The sequence below is a fragment of the Flagellimonas spongiicola genome, assembly GCF_023502425.1.
In the GTDB taxonomy this organism is placed as follows: Bacteria; Bacteroidota; Bacteroidia; order Flavobacteriales; family Flavobacteriaceae; genus Flagellimonas; species Flagellimonas spongiicola.
Map to the genome: position 1 here is coordinate 974,874 of NZ_JAMFMA010000002.1, position 22,063 is coordinate 996,936.

The window sequence follows — 22,063 nt, forward strand, 5'->3', positions numbered from 1 at the left end:
TAGGTTTTACATTTTTTTAACTAATGATTAACCGCATGTTAGTTTTTGCGCTAATCAATGTTGAATTGACGGGCGGCAAGGGCAATATTGGGATTTGGTGTTGCCTTGGGACTGGATCTCCAAATGAGTGTCCGCTCTTTGAATCGTTCTATTTTTTGGGCAGCTTTAGTTTTCTTTCTCGGGGTCATTTGATTTTTCGTTTTTAATGCGTTCTACGTAGGCATTGTAAGCAGCCTCTCCTTCTTCGTTCCAAAACTGATCGTAGTGGTGCCATTTGGAGTATCCTGATTTGGTTCTGCAATACCGTTCTCCCTTATGACGTTTTTTAGACCTGTGTTTGGACCCTTTTGAGGAATGATTTCCAAAACCGAAGATAAATTTGGCTAATAAGATCAATCCTAGGGCTTGCCAATAACCAATTGTGATGAGTCCAAATATTTCTGGCATCAACCAGTTCCATAGGTGCATGAAGACATAACCTGCCAGCAGTACCAAAACACAAAATATGATGAAGGCGAAGAAAATCTTAAACCCCTTTTTCACATATTTTTCCACCTTTCTTTCGTAATATCTTTCTTTAGGTTCCATATGCTTTATTTTATAATGTTGAATTTTTTATAGTTTCTAAATAATTTGATAATAAGGACATGGCCCGATGTCGTCTAGACATTAAGGTGCCAATTGATATTCCAGTATCCAATGCTATCTCTTTGTAGGTGTAACCTTCAAAATCGACAGCAATGATGATATCTTGATAGACCGGTTTCAAGGTCTTTATTCCTTGTTTCAAGGCCTCTTGCAGATTTTCTGGGTAGTTGTTACTTGCTTCACTGTAAAATAGTTCTGCAAATTCTGCCCATTGGGTCTCAAAATCCCCATCTTCATTCACCGTGTCCTTTTTTGTTCTCATGAGATCTATTATTCTATTTCGAATAGAACTGTATACAAAACCACCAATGTTGTTTATTGGGGAATAATCCACCGCTTTAGAAAACAGACGAAGTGCCACATCTTGGACAATATCCTCGGCGTCCCGTTCCGATGTATCGTCAATTCTAGACTGTACATACCCTCTCAATGAATGGTATTCTTCATTGAAAAAAGTTGATAATCGGTTGTAGTTGTCCTTATCGGCAGCCATTTCTAAAAAGCCTGTTAGTGGTCTTCATAAGTAAAGACGAACACATTCAAATCTATTGCGTTTTTTCAGTAGTTTTTTTTCAAATCTTGCTGAAAGGTTGTTTTTAAGGATTGGGATGCTGTCCAAATAGACTGTATTTTTGATCCATGATCAATTCAAAAGCCATTGAGCGTTACCGCACGAAATTTCTTGCCCATTTAGAGCAAAAACCCATTTCCAAAGAACCCCGTAATCTTTATGAACCTATAAGTTACATATTGGGGCTGGGAGGTAAAAGAATGCGCCCTGTACTTACCTTGATGACTGCTGAATTATTTGGTGGAAAGGTTGAAAATGCATTAGATGCCGCTTTGGCCATTGAGGTGTTTCATAATTTTTCATTGGTGCATGATGATATTATGGACGATGCACCTTTGCGTAGGGGGAATGCAACCGTTCATGAAAAGTGGGACGTTAATACCGGCATTCTTTCAGGGGACGCCATGTTGATTTACGCTTACCAATGTTTTGAAAACTATCCAGCAGAAACCTATAAAGCGTTGACGAAACTTTTCAGCAAAACAGCCATTGAGGTTTGTGAAGGGCAGCAATATGATGTGGATTTTGAGACCAGGGACGATGTCACAATTCCAGAATACCTGAAAATGATAGAATACAAGACAGCAGTATTAGTAGCGGCCGCTATGCAAATGGGCGCAATAGTTGCCGGGGCAAAAACAGAAGACGCCAACTCCATTTACGAGTTTGGTAGAAACTTGGGCATAGCATTTCAGTTACAAGATGACTACTTGGATGCCTTTGGGGATCCTAAAACTTTTGGGAAACAGGTTGGAGGGGATATCATGGAAAATAAAAAGACCTTTCTCTTTTTAAAAGCGATGGAATTTGCACCCAGTGATGATCGTGAAGGCCTGATGCATTTGTATTCCATACAACCGGATGATGCAATGGCTAAAGTAGATACGGTCAAGGCCATTTTTATGGAAAGTGGTGCGGTGGAAGCCACTAAAAAGGAAATTGAAAACTATACCAATAAGGCATTTTCCACTTTAGAAGGATTGAATATCCCAGATGAAAACAAAGCCCTCCTAAAAGAGTTTGGCGAAAACTTAATGCGTAGGACAGTCTAAAACATTCGTCTCATTAAGGCTTTTAGAAAGGGTATTTTGGGGCAGGCACTAATGATTTTTAAATCTTCCCAAAATGTTGTCTCATTATCTAAGAATTTTAATATCAGAGTGGCATTTCTTTTCTTGAACATCGCTTCAAAAATCGCACTTCCCAAATGATTATTGGTTTTGAGAATGTCCAACAGTAACAAATCATAAAACCAGAATTTACCCTTGGTATTGATACGTGATAACGGCTTATCCTGTTTTATGTGTTGAAGCATTCGTTGTGTCTGCTTATAGGTATTATAAAAGGTAAAGCCTGTACTTGGTTTAGCCCAACCACCTGCAATCCCAATATGGAAAATCCTTTGCGTGTTGTGTTGTTGAAAAGGATAGCAACTCATAGGAATAGTACCTTGTTCCACCTCGGTGATTGTATAGTTAATCGAACCAAATCGGGATTCGATATAGGACTTGATTCCATTTTCATAGTCCTCTTTTTCCAAAAGATCACTTGAAAACAAGGTGTACTCAAGTAAGGCTTCATTTTTTGAAAATGGGAGTATGTACATAAAACGGGTATTCCCTTTTTGAGGGATTGAAAAATCCATAAATGTGGCACAATCTTCATCAAAAACATCGTTTTCAGTTTTAATGAACCAACCAAGAAAATGTTGTTGCAGTAGTGGATATTTGTTTTGAGACTGGATCAAATTAACATCCCATAAACTACTAAAAACTTGACCGGCTTCATAGCTGTTGGTATTTGTCCGAACAACAACATGAGCATCTGTTTCATCCATTCCCAATACTTCATCATTGATCCATTCAACATTGGGTTTACCATTTATCTTGGCGCTGTAATGTTGATAAAAGTCAATGCCCTGAAGCATTTTGTAGGCATATGGTGAAATGGAAGCCTTTGTATTGATATCCTTTCCTGCAAAATGAATTTTTTGCCACGATTTGTGCAACAGTTTGTCGAATTCACCATTACCTTTTTCCCAAAAGCACCACGTACGGTCATTTGAAGATTTACTGCTTTTGTCTATTAGTAAAATGCGCTTATTGTCGAAGAAAGTGTCATTGGATAAAGCATCGGCCAATAGCATTCCGGCAGCACCTGCACCAATTATGATATAGTCGTATTTGGGCATGATCAAAAATACGAATTAAGAACTCGAACATAATCAAGGTATTTCGTGTAATTGTCTAAAACCAACAGTGGTGAAGTCGTGAAAATCACTAACTTGAGGTTAAAAGCGCAAAAATTACTATGAAATCATCCAACCTTTTGCTTCTCATTTGCTTTGCTCTAATCATGTATGCCTGTTCTAGTGAAGATCCCATTGTTGCTGATCCCCCAATTGATTCTGAATTGATTGAAGAACTCGGGTTTACATTGAACCCTTCTGGTTATGCACCGCTTACCGCGGTGATTAATCTTGAAACTAACAGCAGTGTACAAGTAGAAATTGAAATTACAGGAAAAAACGGGGCCAGCTCTAACTTAACAAAAAGATTTATCGGGACAGGAACCGAATTTGAACTAGATGTTCTTGGCCTCTATCCAGATCATCTAAATACGGTACTTGTCCGATTACTTGGTCCTTCTGGTACCAATTTGGAAACTCAAACTTTGGAAATCCAGACAGGGCCGCTAATAGCAGATATGCCGCAGATTACCATTGATACGCCTTCCAATTCAACTAATCTTGAATTCAATTTTGTCAACTATTTTGGTTTCGTTGAGAATTTTAGACCGCAACGACCATTTATCTTCGACCAATATGGTGAGATTCGATGGTACTTGAATTTCTCGATTCATCCACAACTCTCAAATCTATTCTACGATAATGGCATGACCCGTTTGAAAAACGGAAACTTGCTCTTTGGGGATGCTTCAACAAGAAGATTGTATGAAATTGACATGCTAGGGAGGGTGGAGCAATCTTGGAGCTTGCAGAATTATGATTTTCACCATCACGTAATTGAAAAACCTGACGGGAATTTTCTGGTCACCGTAACCGATACATCATTTAGTACTGTGGAAGATGTAATTGTTGAAGTAGACCGGCAAACAGGTCAGTTTATTACCATTTGGGATTTGAATGAATCCTTGGACAATACCAGAAGAGCATGGCCCACCGACTTAGCTAATCTGGAATTTGATTGGTTTCATGCCAACTCTATTGAGTATAGTTCCAATGACGAGCAGATTATCGTATCAGGAAGAACACAAGGTATAGTGAAACTAAATAGCACTAATGAAGTAAGCTATATTTTGGCCCCGCACAAAGATTGGGGCACCTCTGGCAGCGGGCAGGATCTTACACAATTCTTATTGACACCACTTGATGCCGATGATTCGGAAATCACCGATGCCGATGTATTGTTGGGCAATACCAACCATCCCGATTTTGAATGGTCTTGGTATCAACATTCCCCCATACTTTTGCCAAACGGGAATTTAATGGTATTTGACAATGGCGATAATCGGAATTACTCCAATTTTGGCCCTTATAGTAGAGCAGTGGAGTATGAGATTGATGAGGTGAATAAAACCATTAAACAAGTATGGACCTATGGTAAGGACCGTGGACAAGAAGCGTATGCCAGGATTGTCTCTAAGGTAAGTTATGTTGCCGACAACAACTCTATCCTATTTACTCCTGGATCTTCGGCAGATCAAGGAAGTGCTGCAGGAAAAGTAATTGAAGTAGATTACAATACTAAAACTGTTCGGTTTGAAGCCACAATTAGGCCGCCAAATAACGTTTTCAATATTAGCTTTCACAATGTTTTGAGGATGGATTTATACCCGAATTAGGCTAAAATACTGTATACCGCATCCCAAAAAATGCTCTTATTCCCTGATTTGGACCATACACATAACTCGGATCAAAAGTTAAAGCATAAGGATTGTCTGCGGTTGCTACTACATTACCCTGGGGGTCGAATTGTACGTTTCTATCAAATGGATCATCAGCACGAGCAATAATAAATGGGTTACCTCGATTTGGGGTCCAATCCAACAGGTTCTTCACGCCACCGTAGAGTTCAAACTTGTCTAATCCCTTGTAAGTGAATTGAATATTTTGGATGCTCCAGGTAGGTGAAAATTCTTGTCTTGGGTCCAATTCGCCAAGTGTAGGTAAGCGCATAGGACCATACAGATTACCAGTATAGTCCACCGTTAAATCAAGATTCCTGAACGTATAGGATACATTCCAAGTACCCGTGATACTTTCTGTCAATATTTGCCTTTGGGTAACGCCATCTTCAGTATTGCTAACGTCTTGCCATGTGGCGCCTACTAAAAACTTCAAACCATTCGGGAATACCAAATCCAAATTGGCACTTAGCCCTTTTGAAACAGATTTACCATCGAGGTTGTCATAAACGATTTGATTGGGGTTAGTATCGTAATCGGGAAGGATTACATTGGAGAAATGGGTATAAAAAGCGGAGGCATCTATTCCAACAAAAGTGCCATTGTCCGCATATATTTTTTTAAGGTAATTGAGATTTACATTTATAGACCTCTCAGGTTTCAGTTCCTCTGCAATAATCACATCTCTTGAACCTGTAAGTGCTGCATGATCTTCAGTAAATAGGTTAACAACCCTAAAACCAGTGCCCGTATTAACTCTAAAAATATCATTGTCCGAAATTTTCCATTTGTAGGCTGCCCGTGGGGTAAAAATGTTTCCATGCCTTTGGTCATAATCATAACGGATTCCTCCTAGAATTGAATGCTTTTCAGCAAATTTGTATTCATCTTGAACAAAAACACTGGGAATCCATACTTCATCTCTAGTCGCTGTTGCAGGGGTATTATCATCGTAATAATTATACCGTACTGCTGTTCCAAATAAAAGGTCATGCTTGTTTATGGTTTTGTCCCAAGTTAATTGTCCAAACCCAATGCGCTGATCCGCTAAATAACTAACATCACCGTAAACTGAATTTTGACTGTGATCGTTATAGGAGACAGCAAGCATTACCTTTTCGTCAATTGGCAATTGGTACTTTCCTAAAACTTCCCAACGTGTCGTATAAATACTTTCACCATAAATTTCATCTCCACCTCTAAACTCTGGAGTCCATTGTAATTCGCCACCCCAACGGTCTTCATAGAAAAATCTTCCAGCAATGGAAAATAGTTTTGAATCCTTTCGTTTAAAATTCCATTTTTGGAAAACAGAAATCCGATCTTGTAGTGTAAGGTCTGTGAAATTGTCACCATTGTTATCAATTACCTGATCGAAGTTAAAATAGTTCACGCCCAATAGTAGATCTGTGTTCTTTCCCATTTCAATTTTTGAACCTACATCTAAATTGTATTCACCCCAACCTGTTAGATAGGCATCAGCAAAAAACTCTGGGGCATTAGGGGCATGTTTGGTAATAATATTGATTAAGCCACCAACCGCTTCACTGCCATATAGTGTAGAGGCAGGTCCTTTGACGATTTCAATTTGCTCAATCAATGAATTAGGAATTCCGGATAGCCCGTATACGGTTCCAAGACCACTTACTATAGGCATCCCATCTATTAATACCAAGGTATAGGGGCCCTCCAAGCCATTAATATGGATGTCACCGGTATTACAAACATTACAGTTTATTTGAGGCCTAACACCGTTAACGTTTTGTAGCGCTTCAAAAAGATTGGGAGTTGGGTTCTTTTTAAGAAATGTTGGGGTATAAACCTCCACTGGAACCGCACTTTCAAGTCTACTTACTGGCTTTAGCGTTCCTGTTACAACGGTTTCCTCCAAGTTTTCTGCCGAAATCTCCATGTTGACATCTAGTGATTTCACTTCGTTTTTTCCGATTAGGAAGGTCGTTTTCTTGGAGATGTAACCAATGGATGTTGTTAGCAGTATATACTCACCTGGTGCTATATTGTTTAATTCATAGTAGCCATTGCTATCTGTTGCAGAACCGATTTGGGTTCCTTTTAAAAGGACATTGACGAATGGCAATGGTTCACCATTTTCTGTAATTGTACCTGTAAGGGTACTTTGCGCGAACAATCCTTGACTTAAAATAAATATAAGTACGCTAACAGCGAATGATTTACCGTTGTTTTTCAATTTGAGTAAAATAAAATTTAGACAAATCTAAAAATAGGTTTTGACAAATAAAAATGTAATTTTGAAAAAATCTTTTTTGATGACCCGTGCAGAAGAGAATTATATCAAGACTATTTTCCATTTAGGAGGCCATTCTGCAGTACCCATTGCAACTAATGCGATAGCGGAACAAATGGAGACAAAGCCCTCTTCCGTTACGGATATGGCTAAAAAGTTGGCCGAAAAAGGTTTGGTTCACTATAAAAGATATCAAGGAGTTTCACTCACCGATTCTGGAATCAAAACAGCCTTGTCCATCATTAGAAAGCATAGACTGTGGGAAGTGTTTCTAGTCAAAAAATTGGATTTCACTTGGGATGAGGTACATGAAGTGGCTGAACAATTGGAACATATCAAAAGTGAAAAGTTGATTGATAAGATTGACGAATTGCTCGATTTTCCAAAATACGACCCACACGGCGATCCGATTCCAAGTAAAGATGGGAAATTCATGGTAAGGGACAAGGAATTGCTAAGTGATTTGGACGCAGGCGTTTCCGGAGTCTGTGTTGGTGTAAAGGACACCTCGGCTCCGTTTTTAAAGTTCTTGGACAAAAACGGAATTGCATTGGGGAAGACCATAACCATTTTGGAAAAAGAAGATTTTGACCAATCCCTACACATTAAAATTGAAACTCAGGAATTACATATATCCCATCAAATAGCATCTAATCTTTACGTTAAAAAACACGACTAATGGAAGAAGTGATTCAGTATTTTGAGAGTATTAACCCTATCATGGCCGCCCTCTATGCAACATTGTTTACTTGGGGTTTGACTGCGGCCGGTGCAGCATTGGTCTTTTTCTTTAAAAGCATGAACCGTGCGGTGCTAGACGGTATGTTAGGCTTTACAGGTGGAGTGATGGTGGCTGCCAGTTTTTGGAGTTTATTGGCTCCTGGTATTGAATTAAGCGAAGGTGAAGGGTTTGTAAAAGTAATTCCAGCAGCAGTTGGTTTTTTGTTGGGAGCGGCATTCATATTTGCCTTGGACAAGGTTTTACCCCACCTGCACATCAATTTTAAGGAAAGTGAAGCTGAAGGTGTAAAAACACCATGGCATAGAACTACTTTATTGACTTTGGCCATAACCCTACATAACATTCCTGAAGGTTTGGCCGTTGGTGTTTTGTTTGGTGGGGTGGCTGCAGGGTTTGACGGCGCAAGCATTGGAGGTGCCGTTGCCTTGGCATTGGGAATTGGATTGCAAAATTTTCCAGAAGGTTTTGCAGTGGCAATGCCTTTAAGACGACAAGGACTAAGTCGTTTTAAGAGTTTTATGTATGGGCAGGCATCTGCCATGGTGGAACCCATTGCTGCTGTGCTTGGGGCGTGGGCAGTCCTGACGTTTGAACCAATTTTACCCTATGCACTTTCGTTTGCTGCAGGAGCGATGATTTTTGTGGTAGTGGAGGAAGTTATTCCTGAAACCCAAAGAGACAAATACACCGATATCGCCACAATGGGTTTTATCGGTGGATTTATCATAATGATGACTCTTGATGTAGGACTGGGCTAACGTTATTGTCCCAACTTTTGTTTGAAAAAGTTGCCTACTGCATTTACAGCCAAGTTTACTTCATCGTCCTGATCGTAGAACGCAAACTGATGCATTGGTGAAGGAAGTTCAGTATCAACCCACATCAGTTCCTTTTCAGAGGACGGGATGGCTTCAAAGAATTTTCTAGTATAATCCGGTAAAACACATCCATCGCTGTGAACCATAAAGACGGGTTTGTTCAATTTCACAGCTGAAGGAAATGGGTCTAAGGTCAACCAATCTTCCCAAGAGGCTACGGCAAATTGATCTTGGTTCCATTCTGGAATGGCACCTCGCTCGGGATTCAAGTAATAATCGAATTCCCCGAACATAGCTGCAGTGTTGTCCGTAGTTGAAATAGCCTTTATGTAATCGATATCACCAGTTTCCACAAACTTCTTTTTGGCCGCTTGGGCCGCTTGTATTCTAGTTTGCACACCTTCTTCACCGCCGTAAAACAATTTTACAGCCTCACCATCATGCAACCAAGATGCTGCTGTGGCCACCGCCTTTATATCTTCATCTTCGGCTGCTATCATAAAGGTGTACATAGAGCCTGCGCAAACACCAAAAGCACCAATGTTTTTAGTATCCACTTCTGGTAGGGACTTCAAAAATTGAATTGCATTTTTAATGTCCAGTATTTTAAGTGATGGACTTTCATAAGCTCGTGGCAATCCTTCACTTTCACCAAAATTTCTAAAATCGAATGCAAAGGTTATCATTCCGTCTTCAGCTAAACGCTTGGCATATAACCCTGCCATTTGTTCTTTCACGGTTGTCCAACTTCCAGAGACCACAATAGTTGGATAGGTGGAGCCTTCCTTATAGTTGGGAGGATAAAAAATGTTCCCAACCAAATTCAATCCTTCACTTTTAAAATTCACTTTTTTCATAACTACTTGTTTTGTTGTTTCAATTTGGTTTGATGTATTCTCAATTGGATTTTCCTTCTTTTCGTTTTTACAGCTTAGCATACAGGCTAAAGCCATAAGGTGCATGATATAAGTTTTCATAATCTGTTATTTGATTTTGTCCAACAACCCAAAACCGCGTGCGGCTACGATAGGGTTAAAAATTTCCACATATTCCACGATTTCTCCAGCTTTATTGAATTTAAAGATGGAATAGTAATTGTTCCTATACACACCTGTTCCTTCTTTGAGTTTGATTTCTCCGGTATACTTCACATATACCAATGTTGGGTCTTCCATGGCATAAAGCTCTTCGATAGCGAAGGTCATACCGTCAAAATTTGGGAACACAGGTTCCCAATACTTTTTAATTCCTTCTTTGCCACTAGCACCTGTTGGAAATACATCCGAGTGATAGGGATTGATGTGTTCAGCGTCTTCAGCAAACAAGCCGGCAACCGTTTCGGCATTCTCGGCGGTCAATGCTGCAAAAAAGGCTTTTACAGTTTCCTTGTTTTTAAAGGCAATTGTTGAGTTCATTTCTGTTGCATTTGTTTTTTGTTCCATTTTCGTTTGACAAGCGTTAAGACTTATGGCCAAAACCAAAATCAAAAGGCCGTTGGGTTTAAAGATTTTTGACATTTTCCACTGCTTTTTGCACCAATTTGGTATTGCCATCTTGGTATTTGTAATTAAAGGTCATTGCAGATATTCTCCATACGCCATTAACTTTTATGAGTTTGAAGTCATATGTGCCTACAACGGTCCAGATACTTCCTTCCTCATCATCCAGGTAATGAGTGGCGGTACCATAAACAAATACATGAGCTTTGTAATCCTTTACCTCACTTAAGTAATTTCCAGTTTGATGATGGGTGAAGGTAAATCCGGGTAAAACGGTTTTCCATCCGGCAGTGATTTGGGAAGGTGTTAGTTCCGCTGATGGATTGCCGGTCATGGAAGAATAGTCCAAGTTGACTTTTTCGGCAAATAGTACTTCTACAGTAGACCAATCTTTTTGATCAGTAGCAACGAACAATTTGGACACTGCTGCCCGAACTTTTTCATTTTCCATTTGTTGTGCATTTAGGGTTGTACCAAGAATTGCGATTAGTATAAAAATTGACTTTTTCATGTTTTTAGTTTAACACTACAAAGGTCAATACAGCTGGGCGCTAAGAATTTATAGAATCAAAGAAAGAAGTATAAAAATCAAAGATTCACTTTGTTTCTATAGGAGTTTGGTGTGATTTGCGTCTGTTTTTTAAAAAAACTACTGAAGTTGTTCGGGGAATCAAAGTGCAGGGAGTAGGCAATTTCCTTTACACTCATATTGGTCTGGCGTAACCGAGTTTTTGATAGTCGAAGCAGGTGCCGGAATATAAGTTGCTTTGCGGTATGTTGGGTGATTCCTTTAACAATTGTGTTCAAATGGTTCGGATGTATACCCAGCTGGTGTGCATAATAACTAGGGGAGTGCGTATTCCCTTTATTTGGTGCAGAATCAGATTGAAAATGGGTTTCAATCAATGTTTGGAATCGGGAAAGCAGGGCAACATCGGTTTTCCGAATCGCCTCTTTAGCGTCTTCCAAGTTTACTTTTGCATTGAAATAGCGTTTTACATAATTTAACAACAGCAAGGTTTGGGCCTCTAAAATGGGGAAACTGTCCAATTCCTTTTCATATTCGTCTTTTATATCCTTAAACAACCGCAGAAGATTGGAAGCCTCTGCTTTATCAATTTGAAAGGGAATGGATTTATCGATTTTTAAAAATGGGAAATCATCCAATAAACGTTGCAAGTATCTCGATTTAGCCAAGAATTCCTTGGTGAACATAATATAATAGCCCTCCCAATCTGGAACAATATCCCAAGAAGTTATTTGGAAAGGTGAATTGAAAAATACGGTTGCGCCCTCTAAAAAACTTTCATATTGTCCGGTAATCGCTTTTCCACCGCCCTCTATTTTAAGGGCAATGGCATAAAACTCATGTCTGAACGCCGGCATTTGGGATACCACGGTGGCCATGTTGTCTTGAAAACTACGAATATCAAAATCTTCCCTAATGGCATTGGGAATATTGATGGCTGAGCAATAGTCTTGTAATGTGGTGAATTTTTGAATCACTTGGATTTCCAATTACTTTTGAAAATAGCGTTTTGCTTAGAAAAACCCAAGTAATCAAATTTCTATTTTACAGTTTTCGCGCCAAATATCAACAACCAAAGACAGCTGCCCAATTCACCGATACTTGCTGGTATCGTAATATAATCAGATAGCCAAAGCTCATTATAGTCCGGGCATAGGATTCGCCCAATGGCGTCCAAGAAATACCCAATACTTCCTACCATTAAAAACAGACCTAAAATTTTGGGTAGGAATCCTGATTTGAAAACCAAATACCCAAAAGGGAACAGCCAAAGACCCCAAAAGATTTGCGCCACCAGTATTCCCTTAAAATAGGAATGAAAAGCACTCATCACTTTCGCTTCTAGCTGTGCAGGACTGTAGACGTTTAAATAAGAACTGTCACCCAAAAGCGATAAGACATCAAGTTTATGGACTACACTGCCCATTGAAATCGGAATACTTATAAACACCAGGATGACCATAACAACCGCCATGTTTTTATGGATGTTTTTGAACAATTGAAACAGCACTAAGGGAAGGAATATATAGATGAGATAACATAGTATTTCACCTAAAATTTCCAATCGGAATAAAAACTCTGATGATTTTAAGTTTGCGACTGTTGTAGCTGGATTGTCCCATACTAGAAGTTTAGAAGGGACGTACATTAGGCTGAAAATGCCGGTTATAGCGATTAAAAAGTAAAGTAAACCAGCAATGCGGGCAGTTTTTTTAGTGGTGTCCATTTGTTTTGATTGCGTTTATAATGAAGTAGACGCTACAAAAGATGAAAATGGTTGCCTGAACTTATCTCAATTCATCAAGAAGTACCCCAAAATCGTACTGTAAATCTTCGTGCAGTGCTAAAATCTTCTTTTCGATAAAAAGTATTTGTCGGTCGTAGAGATTTCGCATGGCAATATTTTGCTTGTAAGATGGCCTGAAAGATTTCATTTTTTGGCAGAAATAAAGAAGCAGTTCCACCTCAGTTTCCTTATTGCCAGAATAACGTACATATTTCTTAATGGTCCTTAGAATTTTGCGGATGCTCTTTTTGATGTAAAAGAAGCTATTGGTATTGATTTCTGCGAACATGGTATCCACCTCGTCTTTTACCGATTCAATGTAACCTGTTTCATGGTCGGCCTCAAACAATAGATAGGTGAGAAGCTCCTTGTTTTCTTTTTTGAATCTACCCAAACGCAGGCATAACGCCAGCAGTTCATCTGAGGAACGGTGTTGTAGTTCTTTTTTAAGTTGCGCTATGGTAGATGCTTTCATACTAGCTTCTCAAATAAGATGCGCCGTTTACATCAATTATGGTTCCGGAGGAATACCCAGCGCCTTCCGATGCAAGGAACATGATCGCGTGGGCCACTTCTTCAGGTTGGGCCATACGCTGAAACGGGGATTCCCGAAGTAAGTTCTCACGCTCAACAGGGGTGAGCGTCACTGCTGCCATTTCGGTTTCTGTAAATCCTGGTGCTACAACCCCAATATGAATATTGTGCTTGGCCAATTTTTTAGCCAAGGATTGACTCATGGAATTCAAGGCAGCTTTGCTGGCACCATAAGCTGGTTTAGTGGGTTCACCTCTAAATGCACCTCTAGAGGAGACATTCACAATTTTTCCACCCCCCGATTCCATCATAGTCTTCGCGCCCCAATAGCACAGATTGGAAATGGCAAACAAATTCGTTTTAAAGGTGTTTTCCCAGGCAGAGGTCCAATGTTCAAAATCCACTTCCTCAATATCGTGGAATATGGAAATACCGGCATTGTTGACCAGAATATCCAAGGAGCCATAATGGTTCACAAATTTGGTAATAAGCTCCTGTGCCCCTTCTTTTTCGCTAATATCCTGTTGGAAAAGTTGGTGGCCCTCGCCGGGTAACTCAGCAAGTGTTTCTTTTGCGGCTTCCAAATTGGAGCGGAAGTTCAGACCAATCTTTGCACCTTTTTCTGCAAATGCTATGGCGGTAGCCTTTCCAATACCTCTCGAAGCACCTGTGATAAGCACATGTTTATCCTGAAAATTCATAATACGGGCTATGCAATTAGCCCGTAAATATAAAAAAGGAATACCTGAGTTGCCTCAAGGTATTCCTAATATCGAAATCATGGTACTCGTTAATTCATTCCAGACGGGTGGCAACATCATTAAAAACCTGTAGCCAATCCTTGTCCTTTTTAAACACACTTGCCCAGCCGTCCCAAACCAGTTTATTGGGGTCGGAATACGAAATAGTAGCTCTAAAAAACCGGTCTTCAATTACGTTTTTTGGTGTAATGGCAATAATTCTATGATTTTCCTTGTCCAAATACCATTTGAATTGACCATGCAATGGGAAATCATGGGCAAAGTTAGTGGCTCTAAAACACCCTTCCTTTTTATCATAGTTGATGATATAGGAATAGAAACGTTTATGACCGTTTTTTTGAATCACAGTCTCAGATTCACATTTGATAAAACTCCCATTTAAATAATAACCACACGTACGGGTCCCAATTTCTTGATATTCTTTTTCGGTTCCAGGATAAATGGTTTCGACAATTTTCCATTTTCCAATTAGAAAATCAAGGTCTTGAATAGACTGGGAATAACTAGTTAAACAATAAATTAAGGCTAGACTGAGTAAAATCGTTTTTTGCATTGAGATATGTTTTCCAATCAAAATAGAAAGGATAACGCTGGCAGGAGTCTCAATTTAAGTTTTTAGGTCTCAATTGTTGATTTGAAGGATTAATCTTGCCTTTATACGCTACCGGTGTCATTCCCGTGTATGATTTAAAAATGCGGTTAAAAGTGGCTTTTGAATTGAACCCGGAATCGTAAGCCAAGCTAATGATCTTTAAATTGTTATTCCTTGGGTCATCCAGTTTTTCTTGTATGTCCCTTACTCGAAATTCATTTACAAAATGAAAAAAATTCTTTTGGGTTTGACTGTTTATCACACTGGAAATAGTCCTATTGGACTCTTGGACTACTTCGCTCAAGTCACTCAACGTTAAAGTTGGATTTCGGTAAAGTTTTTGTTCCTCCATAGCTGTAATCAATTTGGCCAGGACATTTTGGGATCGCGGGTCTATTGATGTAGGTGAAGTTGATAAATCCCGATGTAGTTTTAAGGTTTGCGTCTGCTGGAATCCAAAAATGCTCAACCAATACAAAACCAAAGCATATAATAGCAAGACTACAGAACGATACTCGTTCCACTGATGAAAAAAAACCATTCCACTAGCACCACTACTGATTGCCAAAAAGATGAGAATAAATACAAAGGAAGTCATGATTACCAGTATAATCTGCTTTAACCAATTTAGCTGCAAGCGCTCGGTGTTAGAGACATTGTCAAGAAGGATCTTTTGGTAATTCCTGATCAATCTAAAGGAATAGAACATATAGATTAGAATGGACAAAATAGCGACGGACTCAAAGATTTCGGATATAAAATGGAACCAATACCAAGGGGTATGGTTACCTGGAAATACCAGGTGATAGACACTATGTAAATAATTTAGAATTATAGGTGTGAAATGCCATAAATGAACCTTCCGAAACCGCCAATCAGAATTTGTTAGCGTGAGTGTATAAAAATAGAAGGATGGACCTATCCAATACGATAGCGAAAATGGTAACCAAGCTAACCAACGGTACGAATGCCAGATTTGGGGATCTAACATGTAGGGTGTGAAAGTTAAACACATGCAGATAATGGTCAAGGCCAAAAACCGATTAGCGAAACGGTTTTCTTTCTTATCAAGAATCAAGACACTAAATACAAAGCCGTTTAGTACGGCACAGATGGTGAAGAGTTGTATCAAGGTCAATTGCAGGGTCATGGGTAGCTTTTGATGCAACTAAAGATATTTCATTAATGGGATTAATTAAACAATAAAAAACCAAGTATACCAATAAATACAATCCATAAAATTCCTGCCAATACTAATCCAGCCAGGTAGCGTTTAAGCAGATTTTGCAATTGATTTTTTACTGCCATCGGAACTGCAGAGGCCGTTTTAAAAACAATAGGTTCTCGATTAAAAGGCCGTACCCAACATGATGCACCAAGATCTGTTCCCGTATCTTCAATTCGTTTTTTTAAAAAACTGAATCCCTTGGTGATGATGTAATATTCACCTACCAAGAGACCTACTCCTAGCGCGGCGAAATTAAACCCATCATGCCAGGATTGCATGGTGTCCACAATGTTCAAGCTCAATAAAAACATCTTATATTGTGAATTGCCACAATGTCCTGGAAGTTGGTTTGGGAGTTGTGGGTCAGTGACTGATCACTAAATTTTTCTCTTTAAAGCTACAAAATTTGTAATGGTTGCACTTTAACACTGAATGTGGAATGAAAATTTAAACATCCTGGATTTACATACTTTTTACGCAAAATCAATATCTAGTACTTTTGGTTGATTTCTTGTATTGCTTTTTCTAAAGCCGCGGAATAATCAATTTGAATATCTGGTTGGATACCTTTAGCTTCCCAACTGTTACCATTTTTTGGATTATAGGTCATACCTCTGGAAACCCATAATTCTAGTAATGGATCTTCAGAAACGACATAGGTTCCACCAAAGAATCCACCTCCGGCGGTTCCTTCACCAATCTGAGTGATTCTATCATTGTTTTTTAGACCAAAAACAAAGGATTCTGCCGCGGAAAATGTTTTCTTACTAGTTAATATATATATAGGTTTGTCAAAATATGAATCTAATGGAATATCCGTTTCAATAGACCATCGTTCTCTATTGATTAGACTTTTACTGCGCATTTTAAAACTAGATAAGTGAGTTTTGTTTTGGAACAAGTAACCAGAGTAATATCGAACTCCAAATGGAGCTCCGCCAATGTTCACACCAATATCAATGATTAGTGCCTTGGTGTCTTTCATTTTCAGCATCACATCATCAATGATGGCCTTATCCTGATCTGGGTCCTCTGCAATCCAATATAGAGCCAAATAACCAATATTGTTATCTAAGATTCTGGCATCAGAAATTCCAGATTTTAAATCATAATCAATGATTTTTTCACCTGAATCAATGATTGCTTTGGATTTATTTGATTTTGAAGTATAAATTTTGGTAGCTTCTTCTTCATATTCGGATTCTGAATCGTCCTCGTTAAGATTTTCATATAGCTTTAAGTGAAGATCATTGCTGGAACTGTAGAGTTGCTCATTGGTTTTTTGAATGAATTCATCCCGAGTTTTAATAGAGTGTTTATTTTCCAAATACCATTTACGAAGTTCTTGGCTGATTACTTCAGCTTTTTCTTTGTCTATATAATGCGCAACAATGCTGTCGGACATGTTACGTACGATTATATCGTAACTATCTATGGTAACAGATTTTTTTTGAAAATCACATGATTGTAATAGTGATAAAACAAGAATTAAAAAGCAATTGGAATTAAATGAAGCCTTTCTTGACATAATGCCTTGTGTTGATTGTACCAAAATTAATTCTGATTTGACCAACAATTACTCAAATGACGTTTGAATAAGTCCAGTTTTATAATTCTGGAATAAATTAAATCTCAAACATTGGCTCTTCGAATGAAATCCTTGGGCGTTGTTCCCATTATTTTTTTAAAGTAATGATAGAAATTGGATTTAGAGTTGAAACCAGCCTCATAACCAACACCTTCTAAACTATAATTCGTATTATTCTCAATTATTTTAACCGCTTCCCTTACCCTGAATTCGTTCACAAATTGGGAAAAACTAATTCCATAGGTCTCATTAATTAACTGCGATAGATAATGAGGGGTAACTCCAATTGATTCAGCGACCTCAATCAATCTTAGGTTTGGGTTTTTGAAAAGCATCTCTGTTGACATTAAATTTTGCAGTTTGGACGCATCGGATAAGGATTTTTGAAAACCGATTTTCTTTTGAGGGTATTTTATCTTGCTGCCGAAAAGGACGTTCATTAATATTGGTTTTTTGAAGGCTACTAGGCCCAAGAAAACATAGAATAATAAAGTATAAAATACACCACCTAAAATATAATTGTTAGCGGTAAAAAAAATGATAAATTGAACAATAAAAATCAGGGAATTAAAGAGATAAAATAGATTGCCGAATGCTTTGAAATCCTTGTCTATTTGCTTATAAGATATATAGAAAATATAACCCGACCACAAAACATAACCCAACCATTGAGTATAAATGAATAATATTAGGAAGTCATTCCAAAAGGCGATGTAATTTTTAAAGGGAAAAAAACTAAAGCTAACTAGTGACATCACCAAAAAAGGCAGGTAATGTAGGTGCCAGTATTTGCGATTTCCACCAATCTTATCTTGAAAGTATAGATATACACTCGGGCCTACAACTAAATTTATGATGCAACCCAATTGAAGAATAAATCGATTTGTATTCATCTCAAAAGTGTAAACTATAGTTGAGGTAATTTTTAAACTTAGAGCAATTATTGCTAGTGAAAAAAAGTAGTGGGATAAAGACTTGACTCTTTTATTCAACAGTATATAAATCACCAATAAAACTCCATGGAAAGAACCTAAAAACGAAATGAAGAAGAATAATTCTCTCATAAATATTGAAAATATACTATTGGGATAATCATCTATGGAAAGAAAAATTAATAACTACCTTATTAATCATGTGATTTTGGATGTTTTCAATTCTAATTACTGAATTAATTTAGTCCTTGAGTTAATTTGTAGCTTCTTCGAGAATGAAGGGAAGTTAAATACTGAACGGCAGTAGACCACTTCTTTTTCGTTACCTTTAAAGCTACAAATTTTGAAACAAATGAAGCACTTCTTTCTGTTCCTCCTCTGCTTAGGAACCCTTCAAATTACATCGGCACAAGAGCAAGATTTCTCCTATTTGGATGTTTTCGATTTACAATACGCATCAGACCCCCAAATTTCTCCAAATGGCGAATGGATTGTTTATCGAAGAATGGGTTTTGATATTATGAAAGATAGGTCAAAGGGTAACCTTTGGATGGTGAAGTTAGATGGTAGCGAACATCAAAAGCTAACATCCAATGAAACCAATGAAAGCAGTCCAAGATGGTCTCCATCTGGAGATCGTATTGTTTTTTCAGCAAGTACCTCCGAAGGTTCGGAAGTATACATGTATTGGGTAGCAAGTGGTAAGGTTGCCAAATTAACACAATTACCGTTCAGTCCAAGTTCCTTGACTTGGTCTCCCAATGGAAGGGAAATAGCATTCTCAATGAATGTTCCTAAAAAAGCTCCGGTCATAGCAAAGATTCCTGCCAAGCCTAAAGGGGCAAAATGGGCAGACGCACCAAGAATCACGGATCGAGTCTATCATGAAGCGGATGGCCGAGGATACATCAAACCTGGATTCAATCATGTGTTTGTGATTCCTGCATCGGGAGGTGCCGCAAGACAAATCACTTCTGGTGATTGGCATCACCGTGGACCGCTTTCATGGGGCAGCAATGGTTCTAAAATTTATTTCTCAGCAAACAGAACTGAAGATTGGGAATATACCTTCCGAAATAGCGAAATATATGCTGTGACTGTAAAGGATGGTACAATAGAAGCGCTAACGGACAGAAATGGCCCAGACTACAACCCAGTTGTTTCTCCGGATGGGAAAAGTATTGCCTACTTGGGATTTGAAGACAAGGTACAAGCCTATCAGGTTCGAAAAATCCATGTGATGAACACGGATGGATCTAACAAACAAGTACTTTCTGATGCTTTGGACAGAGGTGCATCCAATATAAAATGGAACAGTAAAGGAGACGGTATCTATTTTCAATATGATGACAAGGGAAACAGCAAAATAGGCTTTATATCGTTATCAGGGAAGGTTTCCAAATTGGCGGATAATGTGGGAGGCACCACTTTGGGAAGGCCTTATGCCAGTGGATCATATAGCGCTTCGACAAATGGGACTTTGGTCTACACCCAATCACGTCCGGATTATCCAGCGGAATTGGCCGTGCTAAAACCAAAGGCCAAAACACCACTAAAGATTACAGCGCTAAATAAGGCATTGCTGGATTATAGGAATCTTGGAAAAGTAGAGGAAGTATGGTATAAATCATCTGTTGATGATCGGGATGTTCAAGGGTGGGTGGTATATCCGCCAAACTACGATACAACTAAAAAATACCCTTTCATGGTGGAAAATCATGGTGGACCCATTCTTAATTATGGGGACCGATTTTCTGCCGAAATGCAATTGTATGCTGCCGCGGGTTATATTGTATTTTATCCTAACCCTAGAGGAAGCACCAGTTATGGTGAGGAATTTGGGAACCTACTTTATAACAACTATCCCGGTGAAGACTATGATGATGTAATGGATGGTGTGGACCATTGTATAGGCATGGGCATTGCCCATGAAGACCAGCTTTTTGTTACTGGCGGGAGTGCCGGCGGAATTATGAGCGCTTGGATGATTGGAAAAAACAAGCGGTTTGAAGCTGCCGTTGTTGCTAAACCAGTGATGAACTGGATAAGTAAAACCTTGGTTGCGGATAACTATTTCTATTATGCAGAACATCGATATCCAGGACAACCATGGGAAAATTTTGAGGGGTATTGGAAATTTTCACCCATTTCACTCGTTGGTAATATTGAGACTCCAACAATGGTTATGGTAGGGATGAACGATTTACGGACACCTCCAAGTGAAGCCAAACAATTGTACCATGCCTTAAAACTAAGAAAGATTGAAACCGTATTGGTCGAGATTCCAGGAGCAAGCCATGGAATTGCAAGTAAACCAAGTAACTTGATTACTAAGATAGCGCATACGGTGGCCTGGTTCGATAAATACAGAACAGCTAATAAAAATGAATAAAAAGAAGCGACATTGGTTTTGGAATCTATTGATAATCCTGACCTTGATTGTTTGCTTTTTTGCATTTTTAGCGCATTACAAAAACTGGTATAAGCTGGAAAATGAGGAATTTAAAGTACTCTCAGGCATTTATTATCAAAAAATTCCGTTAGCCGAAATCGATAGTTTAAAATGGGAGGCCAAACTGCCAGAATTGGAACGATCCAGCGGTTTCTCTTGGATGGTCGCGGAAAAAGGGGTTTTCATTGATTCCATTAGAAATACCAATGTGCATTTTTTTGTAGACGATCTTGAGCAGCAAAAAATCAAATTGGTCCATCATGATTCATTGCAACTTTATATCAATTTTAAGGATAGCATTGAGACCAAGGAATTTTATGATAATTTGCAAACACAAATGGAATCCCTTTTGGAAAGTTCAAATTAATGTTCCCCAAATCTTGAATATGAAGGTACGCTTAATTTTCTTTTTGTTCTCACCAGTATTTTTATGGTCACAGAACAACATTCAAGTTCACGTGGACAATGTTCCCTCGGAGCATGGAAAGGTGAATGTGGCGGTTTATGATTCCGACAAAACCTTTTTAAAGTTTGATGGGGTAGTGCAGTCCCAAAGTCTCCCCGCCAGTGAAGATGGAGTGGATTTTAGATTAGAAGGATTACCACCTGGCGAGTACGCACTTGCGGTTTTCCACGATGCTAACGGAAACAATAAATTGGACAAGAATTGGCTTGGGATACCAACAGAGAAAGTGGCCTTTTCCAAAGGAAAGATGAAAACTTTTGGCCCACCAAGTTATCGCGAATGTTGCTTTAAGGTTGAAGGAGATACCCAAGTGACCATTACCTTTTAATATGGAGACAATACTACTTGCTCAGTTCATGGGTGCATTTTACGGATTATTGGCCATAATCCTTGGCGCTTTTGGAGCACATGCACTGAAAAAGAAATTAAGTCCTGATCTACTGCAAAGTTTTGAAGTGGGTGTCCGCTATCAGATGTATCATGCAATTGTACTTTTGGTTTTGGCTTTCAATTTGAATTTTGATCAAAAATTGGACACGTATATCGTAAACTGTTTCGTTTATGGCACCCTTTTGTTTTCCTTTAGCATTTATGGTTTGTGCTTAAGTGCGGCCCAAGGTAAAAAAACGCGCTTCTTAGGACCGGTCACACCTATTGGTGGGTTATTGCTAACCCTAGGATGGGCGCTGCTATTGTATTCTTTTGTTGCGCCATTGATCTAGGA

The 22,063-nt window shown here is 38.7% G+C and carries 24 protein-coding genes; 8 read left to right on the forward strand and 16 right to left on the reverse strand.

What is annotated here, in order from left to right; genetic code table 11:
• Positions 1 to 165: 165 nt before the first annotated feature.
• Together M3P19_RS10630 and M3P19_RS10635 are read right to left on the reverse strand one after the other, a co-directional pair.
• Complete coding sequence (locus tag M3P19_RS10630; protein WP_249657648.1) at positions 166 to 588, reverse strand: hypothetical protein; 423 nt, start codon at positions 586 to 588, stop codon at positions 166 to 168.
• A gap of 10 nt (positions 589 to 598) precedes the next feature.
• Positions 599 to 1,141: an RNA polymerase sigma factor gene (locus M3P19_RS10635; RefSeq protein WP_249657649.1), complete on the reverse strand. Its 543-nt coding sequence runs from the start codon at positions 1,139 to 1,141 to the stop codon at positions 599 to 601.
• Between the two features lie 146 nt (positions 1,142 to 1,287).
• On the opposite strand from M3P19_RS10635, the gene M3P19_RS10640 reads away from it, so the two are divergent.
• Positions 1,288 to 2,271 (forward strand): polyprenyl synthetase family protein, encoded by a 984-nt coding sequence (locus tag M3P19_RS10640; protein WP_249657650.1) that lies wholly within the window; start codon positions 1,288 to 1,290, stop codon positions 2,269 to 2,271.
• On the opposite strand, the gene M3P19_RS10645 is transcribed toward M3P19_RS10640, so the two are convergent.
• Positions 2,268 to 3,410 (reverse strand): lycopene cyclase family protein, encoded by a 1,143-nt coding sequence (locus tag M3P19_RS10645; protein ID WP_249657651.1) that lies wholly within the window; start codon positions 3,408 to 3,410, stop codon positions 2,268 to 2,270. The two genes, M3P19_RS10640 and M3P19_RS10645, sit on opposite strands and share 4 nt — an antisense overlap.
• Before the next feature lie 119 nt (positions 3,411 to 3,529).
• On the opposite strand from M3P19_RS10645, the gene M3P19_RS10650 reads away from it, so the two are divergent.
• Positions 3,530 to 5,083, forward strand: a complete 1,554-nt coding sequence (locus tag M3P19_RS10650; protein ID WP_249657652.1) for an aryl-sulfate sulfotransferase — start codon at positions 3,530 to 3,532, stop codon at positions 5,081 to 5,083.
• Position 5,084: 1 nt separating this feature from the next.
• Here the strand turns inward: M3P19_RS10650 and M3P19_RS10655 are convergent, their stop codons facing one another.
• The gene (locus M3P19_RS10655) at positions 5,085 to 7,355 is read right to left on the reverse strand and encodes a TonB-dependent receptor (RefSeq protein ID WP_417953796.1); all 2,271 of its coding nucleotides are present in this window, start codon (positions 7,353 to 7,355) and stop codon (positions 5,085 to 5,087) included.
• Between the two features lie 79 nt (positions 7,356 to 7,434).
• Here M3P19_RS10655 and M3P19_RS10660 point away from each other — a divergent pair, with 79 nt between their 5' ends.
• Both M3P19_RS10660 and M3P19_RS10665 read left to right on the forward strand, forming a co-directional pair.
• Positions 7,435 to 8,091: a metal-dependent transcriptional regulator gene (locus M3P19_RS10660; RefSeq protein ID WP_249657838.1), complete on the forward strand. Its 657-nt coding sequence runs from the start codon at positions 7,435 to 7,437 to the stop codon at positions 8,089 to 8,091.
• The gene (locus M3P19_RS10665) at positions 8,091 to 8,912 is read left to right on the forward strand and encodes a ZIP family metal transporter (protein ID WP_249657653.1); all 822 of its coding nucleotides are present in this window, start codon (positions 8,091 to 8,093) and stop codon (positions 8,910 to 8,912) included. Before M3P19_RS10660 ends, M3P19_RS10665 begins: the two co-directional genes overlap by 1 nt.
• Positions 8,913 to 8,914: 2 nt before the next feature.
• On the opposite strand, the gene M3P19_RS10670 is transcribed toward M3P19_RS10665, so the two are convergent.
• The 12 genes from M3P19_RS10670 to M3P19_RS10725 all read right to left on the reverse strand — a co-directional run bounded on the left by M3P19_RS10670 (position 8,915) and on the right by M3P19_RS10725 (position 17,929).
• Complete coding sequence (locus tag M3P19_RS10670) at positions 8,915 to 9,949, reverse strand: alpha/beta hydrolase (RefSeq protein ID WP_249657654.1); 1,035 nt, start codon at positions 9,947 to 9,949, stop codon at positions 8,915 to 8,917.
• A gap of 6 nt (positions 9,950 to 9,955) precedes the next feature.
• Positions 9,956 to 10,489: a nuclear transport factor 2 family protein gene (locus M3P19_RS10675; RefSeq protein ID WP_249657655.1), complete on the reverse strand. Its 534-nt coding sequence runs from the start codon at positions 10,487 to 10,489 to the stop codon at positions 9,956 to 9,958.
• Positions 10,473 to 10,982 carry a nuclear transport factor 2 family protein gene (locus M3P19_RS10680; protein WP_249657656.1) on the reverse strand — a complete coding sequence of 170 codons (510 nt, stop codon included), beginning with the start codon at positions 10,980 to 10,982 and terminating at the stop codon, positions 10,473 to 10,475. Before M3P19_RS10680 ends, M3P19_RS10675 begins: the two co-directional genes overlap by 17 nt.
• A gap of 77 nt (positions 10,983 to 11,059) precedes the next feature.
• Positions 11,060 to 11,977: a helix-turn-helix domain-containing protein gene (locus M3P19_RS10685; RefSeq protein WP_249657657.1), complete on the reverse strand. Its 918-nt coding sequence runs from the start codon at positions 11,975 to 11,977 to the stop codon at positions 11,060 to 11,062.
• Positions 11,978 to 12,039: 62 nt separating this feature from the next.
• Complete coding sequence (locus tag M3P19_RS10690; protein WP_249657658.1) at positions 12,040 to 12,726, reverse strand: DUF4386 domain-containing protein; 687 nt, start codon at positions 12,724 to 12,726, stop codon at positions 12,040 to 12,042.
• Between the two features lie 61 nt (positions 12,727 to 12,787).
• Positions 12,788 to 13,261, reverse strand: coding sequence for a hypothetical protein (locus M3P19_RS10695; protein WP_249657659.1), 474 nt, complete (start codon positions 13,259 to 13,261; stop codon positions 12,788 to 12,790).
• A gap of 1 nt (position 13,262) precedes the next feature.
• Positions 13,263 to 14,021, reverse strand: a complete 759-nt coding sequence (locus M3P19_RS10700) for an SDR family NAD(P)-dependent oxidoreductase (RefSeq protein ID WP_249657660.1) — start codon at positions 14,019 to 14,021, stop codon at positions 13,263 to 13,265.
• Positions 14,022 to 14,115: 94 nt separating this feature from the next.
• Positions 14,116 to 14,634, reverse strand: coding sequence for a hypothetical protein (locus M3P19_RS10705; RefSeq protein ID WP_249657661.1), 519 nt, complete (start codon positions 14,632 to 14,634; stop codon positions 14,116 to 14,118).
• Positions 14,635 to 14,683: 49 nt separating this feature from the next.
• Positions 14,684 to 15,823 (reverse strand): helix-turn-helix domain-containing protein, encoded by a 1,140-nt coding sequence (locus M3P19_RS10710; protein WP_249657662.1) that lies wholly within the window; start codon positions 15,821 to 15,823, stop codon positions 14,684 to 14,686.
• 41 nt (positions 15,824 to 15,864) lie between these two features.
• Positions 15,865 to 16,212: a hypothetical protein gene (locus tag M3P19_RS10715; RefSeq protein ID WP_249657663.1), complete on the reverse strand. Its 348-nt coding sequence runs from the start codon at positions 16,210 to 16,212 to the stop codon at positions 15,865 to 15,867.
• A 179-nt stretch (positions 16,213 to 16,391) separates the two neighbouring features.
• Entirely contained in the window at positions 16,392 to 17,306 is a 915-nt protein-coding gene (locus M3P19_RS10720) for a S41 family peptidase (RefSeq protein WP_249657664.1), read from the reverse strand.
• A 227-nt stretch (positions 17,307 to 17,533) separates the two neighbouring features.
• The gene (locus M3P19_RS10725; protein WP_249657665.1) at positions 17,534 to 17,929 is read right to left on the reverse strand and encodes a helix-turn-helix domain-containing protein; all 396 of its coding nucleotides are present in this window, start codon (positions 17,927 to 17,929) and stop codon (positions 17,534 to 17,536) included.
• 844 nt (positions 17,930 to 18,773) lie between these two features.
• Between M3P19_RS10725 and M3P19_RS10730 the strand changes: the two genes are divergently transcribed.
• The 4 genes from M3P19_RS10730 to M3P19_RS10745 are packed head-to-tail and all read left to right on the forward strand — an operon-like array spanning position 18,774 to position 22,061.
• A complete protein-coding gene (locus tag M3P19_RS10730) occupies positions 18,774 to 20,813 on the forward strand; it encodes a S9 family peptidase (RefSeq protein ID WP_249657666.1) in 2,040 nt (679 codons plus the stop codon).
• Positions 20,806 to 21,240 (forward strand): hypothetical protein, encoded by a 435-nt coding sequence (locus M3P19_RS10735; RefSeq protein ID WP_249657667.1) that lies wholly within the window; start codon positions 20,806 to 20,808, stop codon positions 21,238 to 21,240. Before M3P19_RS10730 ends, M3P19_RS10735 begins: the two co-directional genes overlap by 8 nt.
• Before the next feature lie 19 nt (positions 21,241 to 21,259).
• Positions 21,260 to 21,667, forward strand: coding sequence for a DUF2141 domain-containing protein (locus tag M3P19_RS10740; protein WP_249657668.1), 408 nt, complete (start codon positions 21,260 to 21,262; stop codon positions 21,665 to 21,667).
• A gap of 1 nt (position 21,668) precedes the next feature.
• Positions 21,669 to 22,061: a DUF423 domain-containing protein gene (locus M3P19_RS10745; protein WP_249657669.1), complete on the forward strand. Its 393-nt coding sequence runs from the start codon at positions 21,669 to 21,671 to the stop codon at positions 22,059 to 22,061.
• Positions 22,062 to 22,063 lie beyond the last annotated feature (2 nt).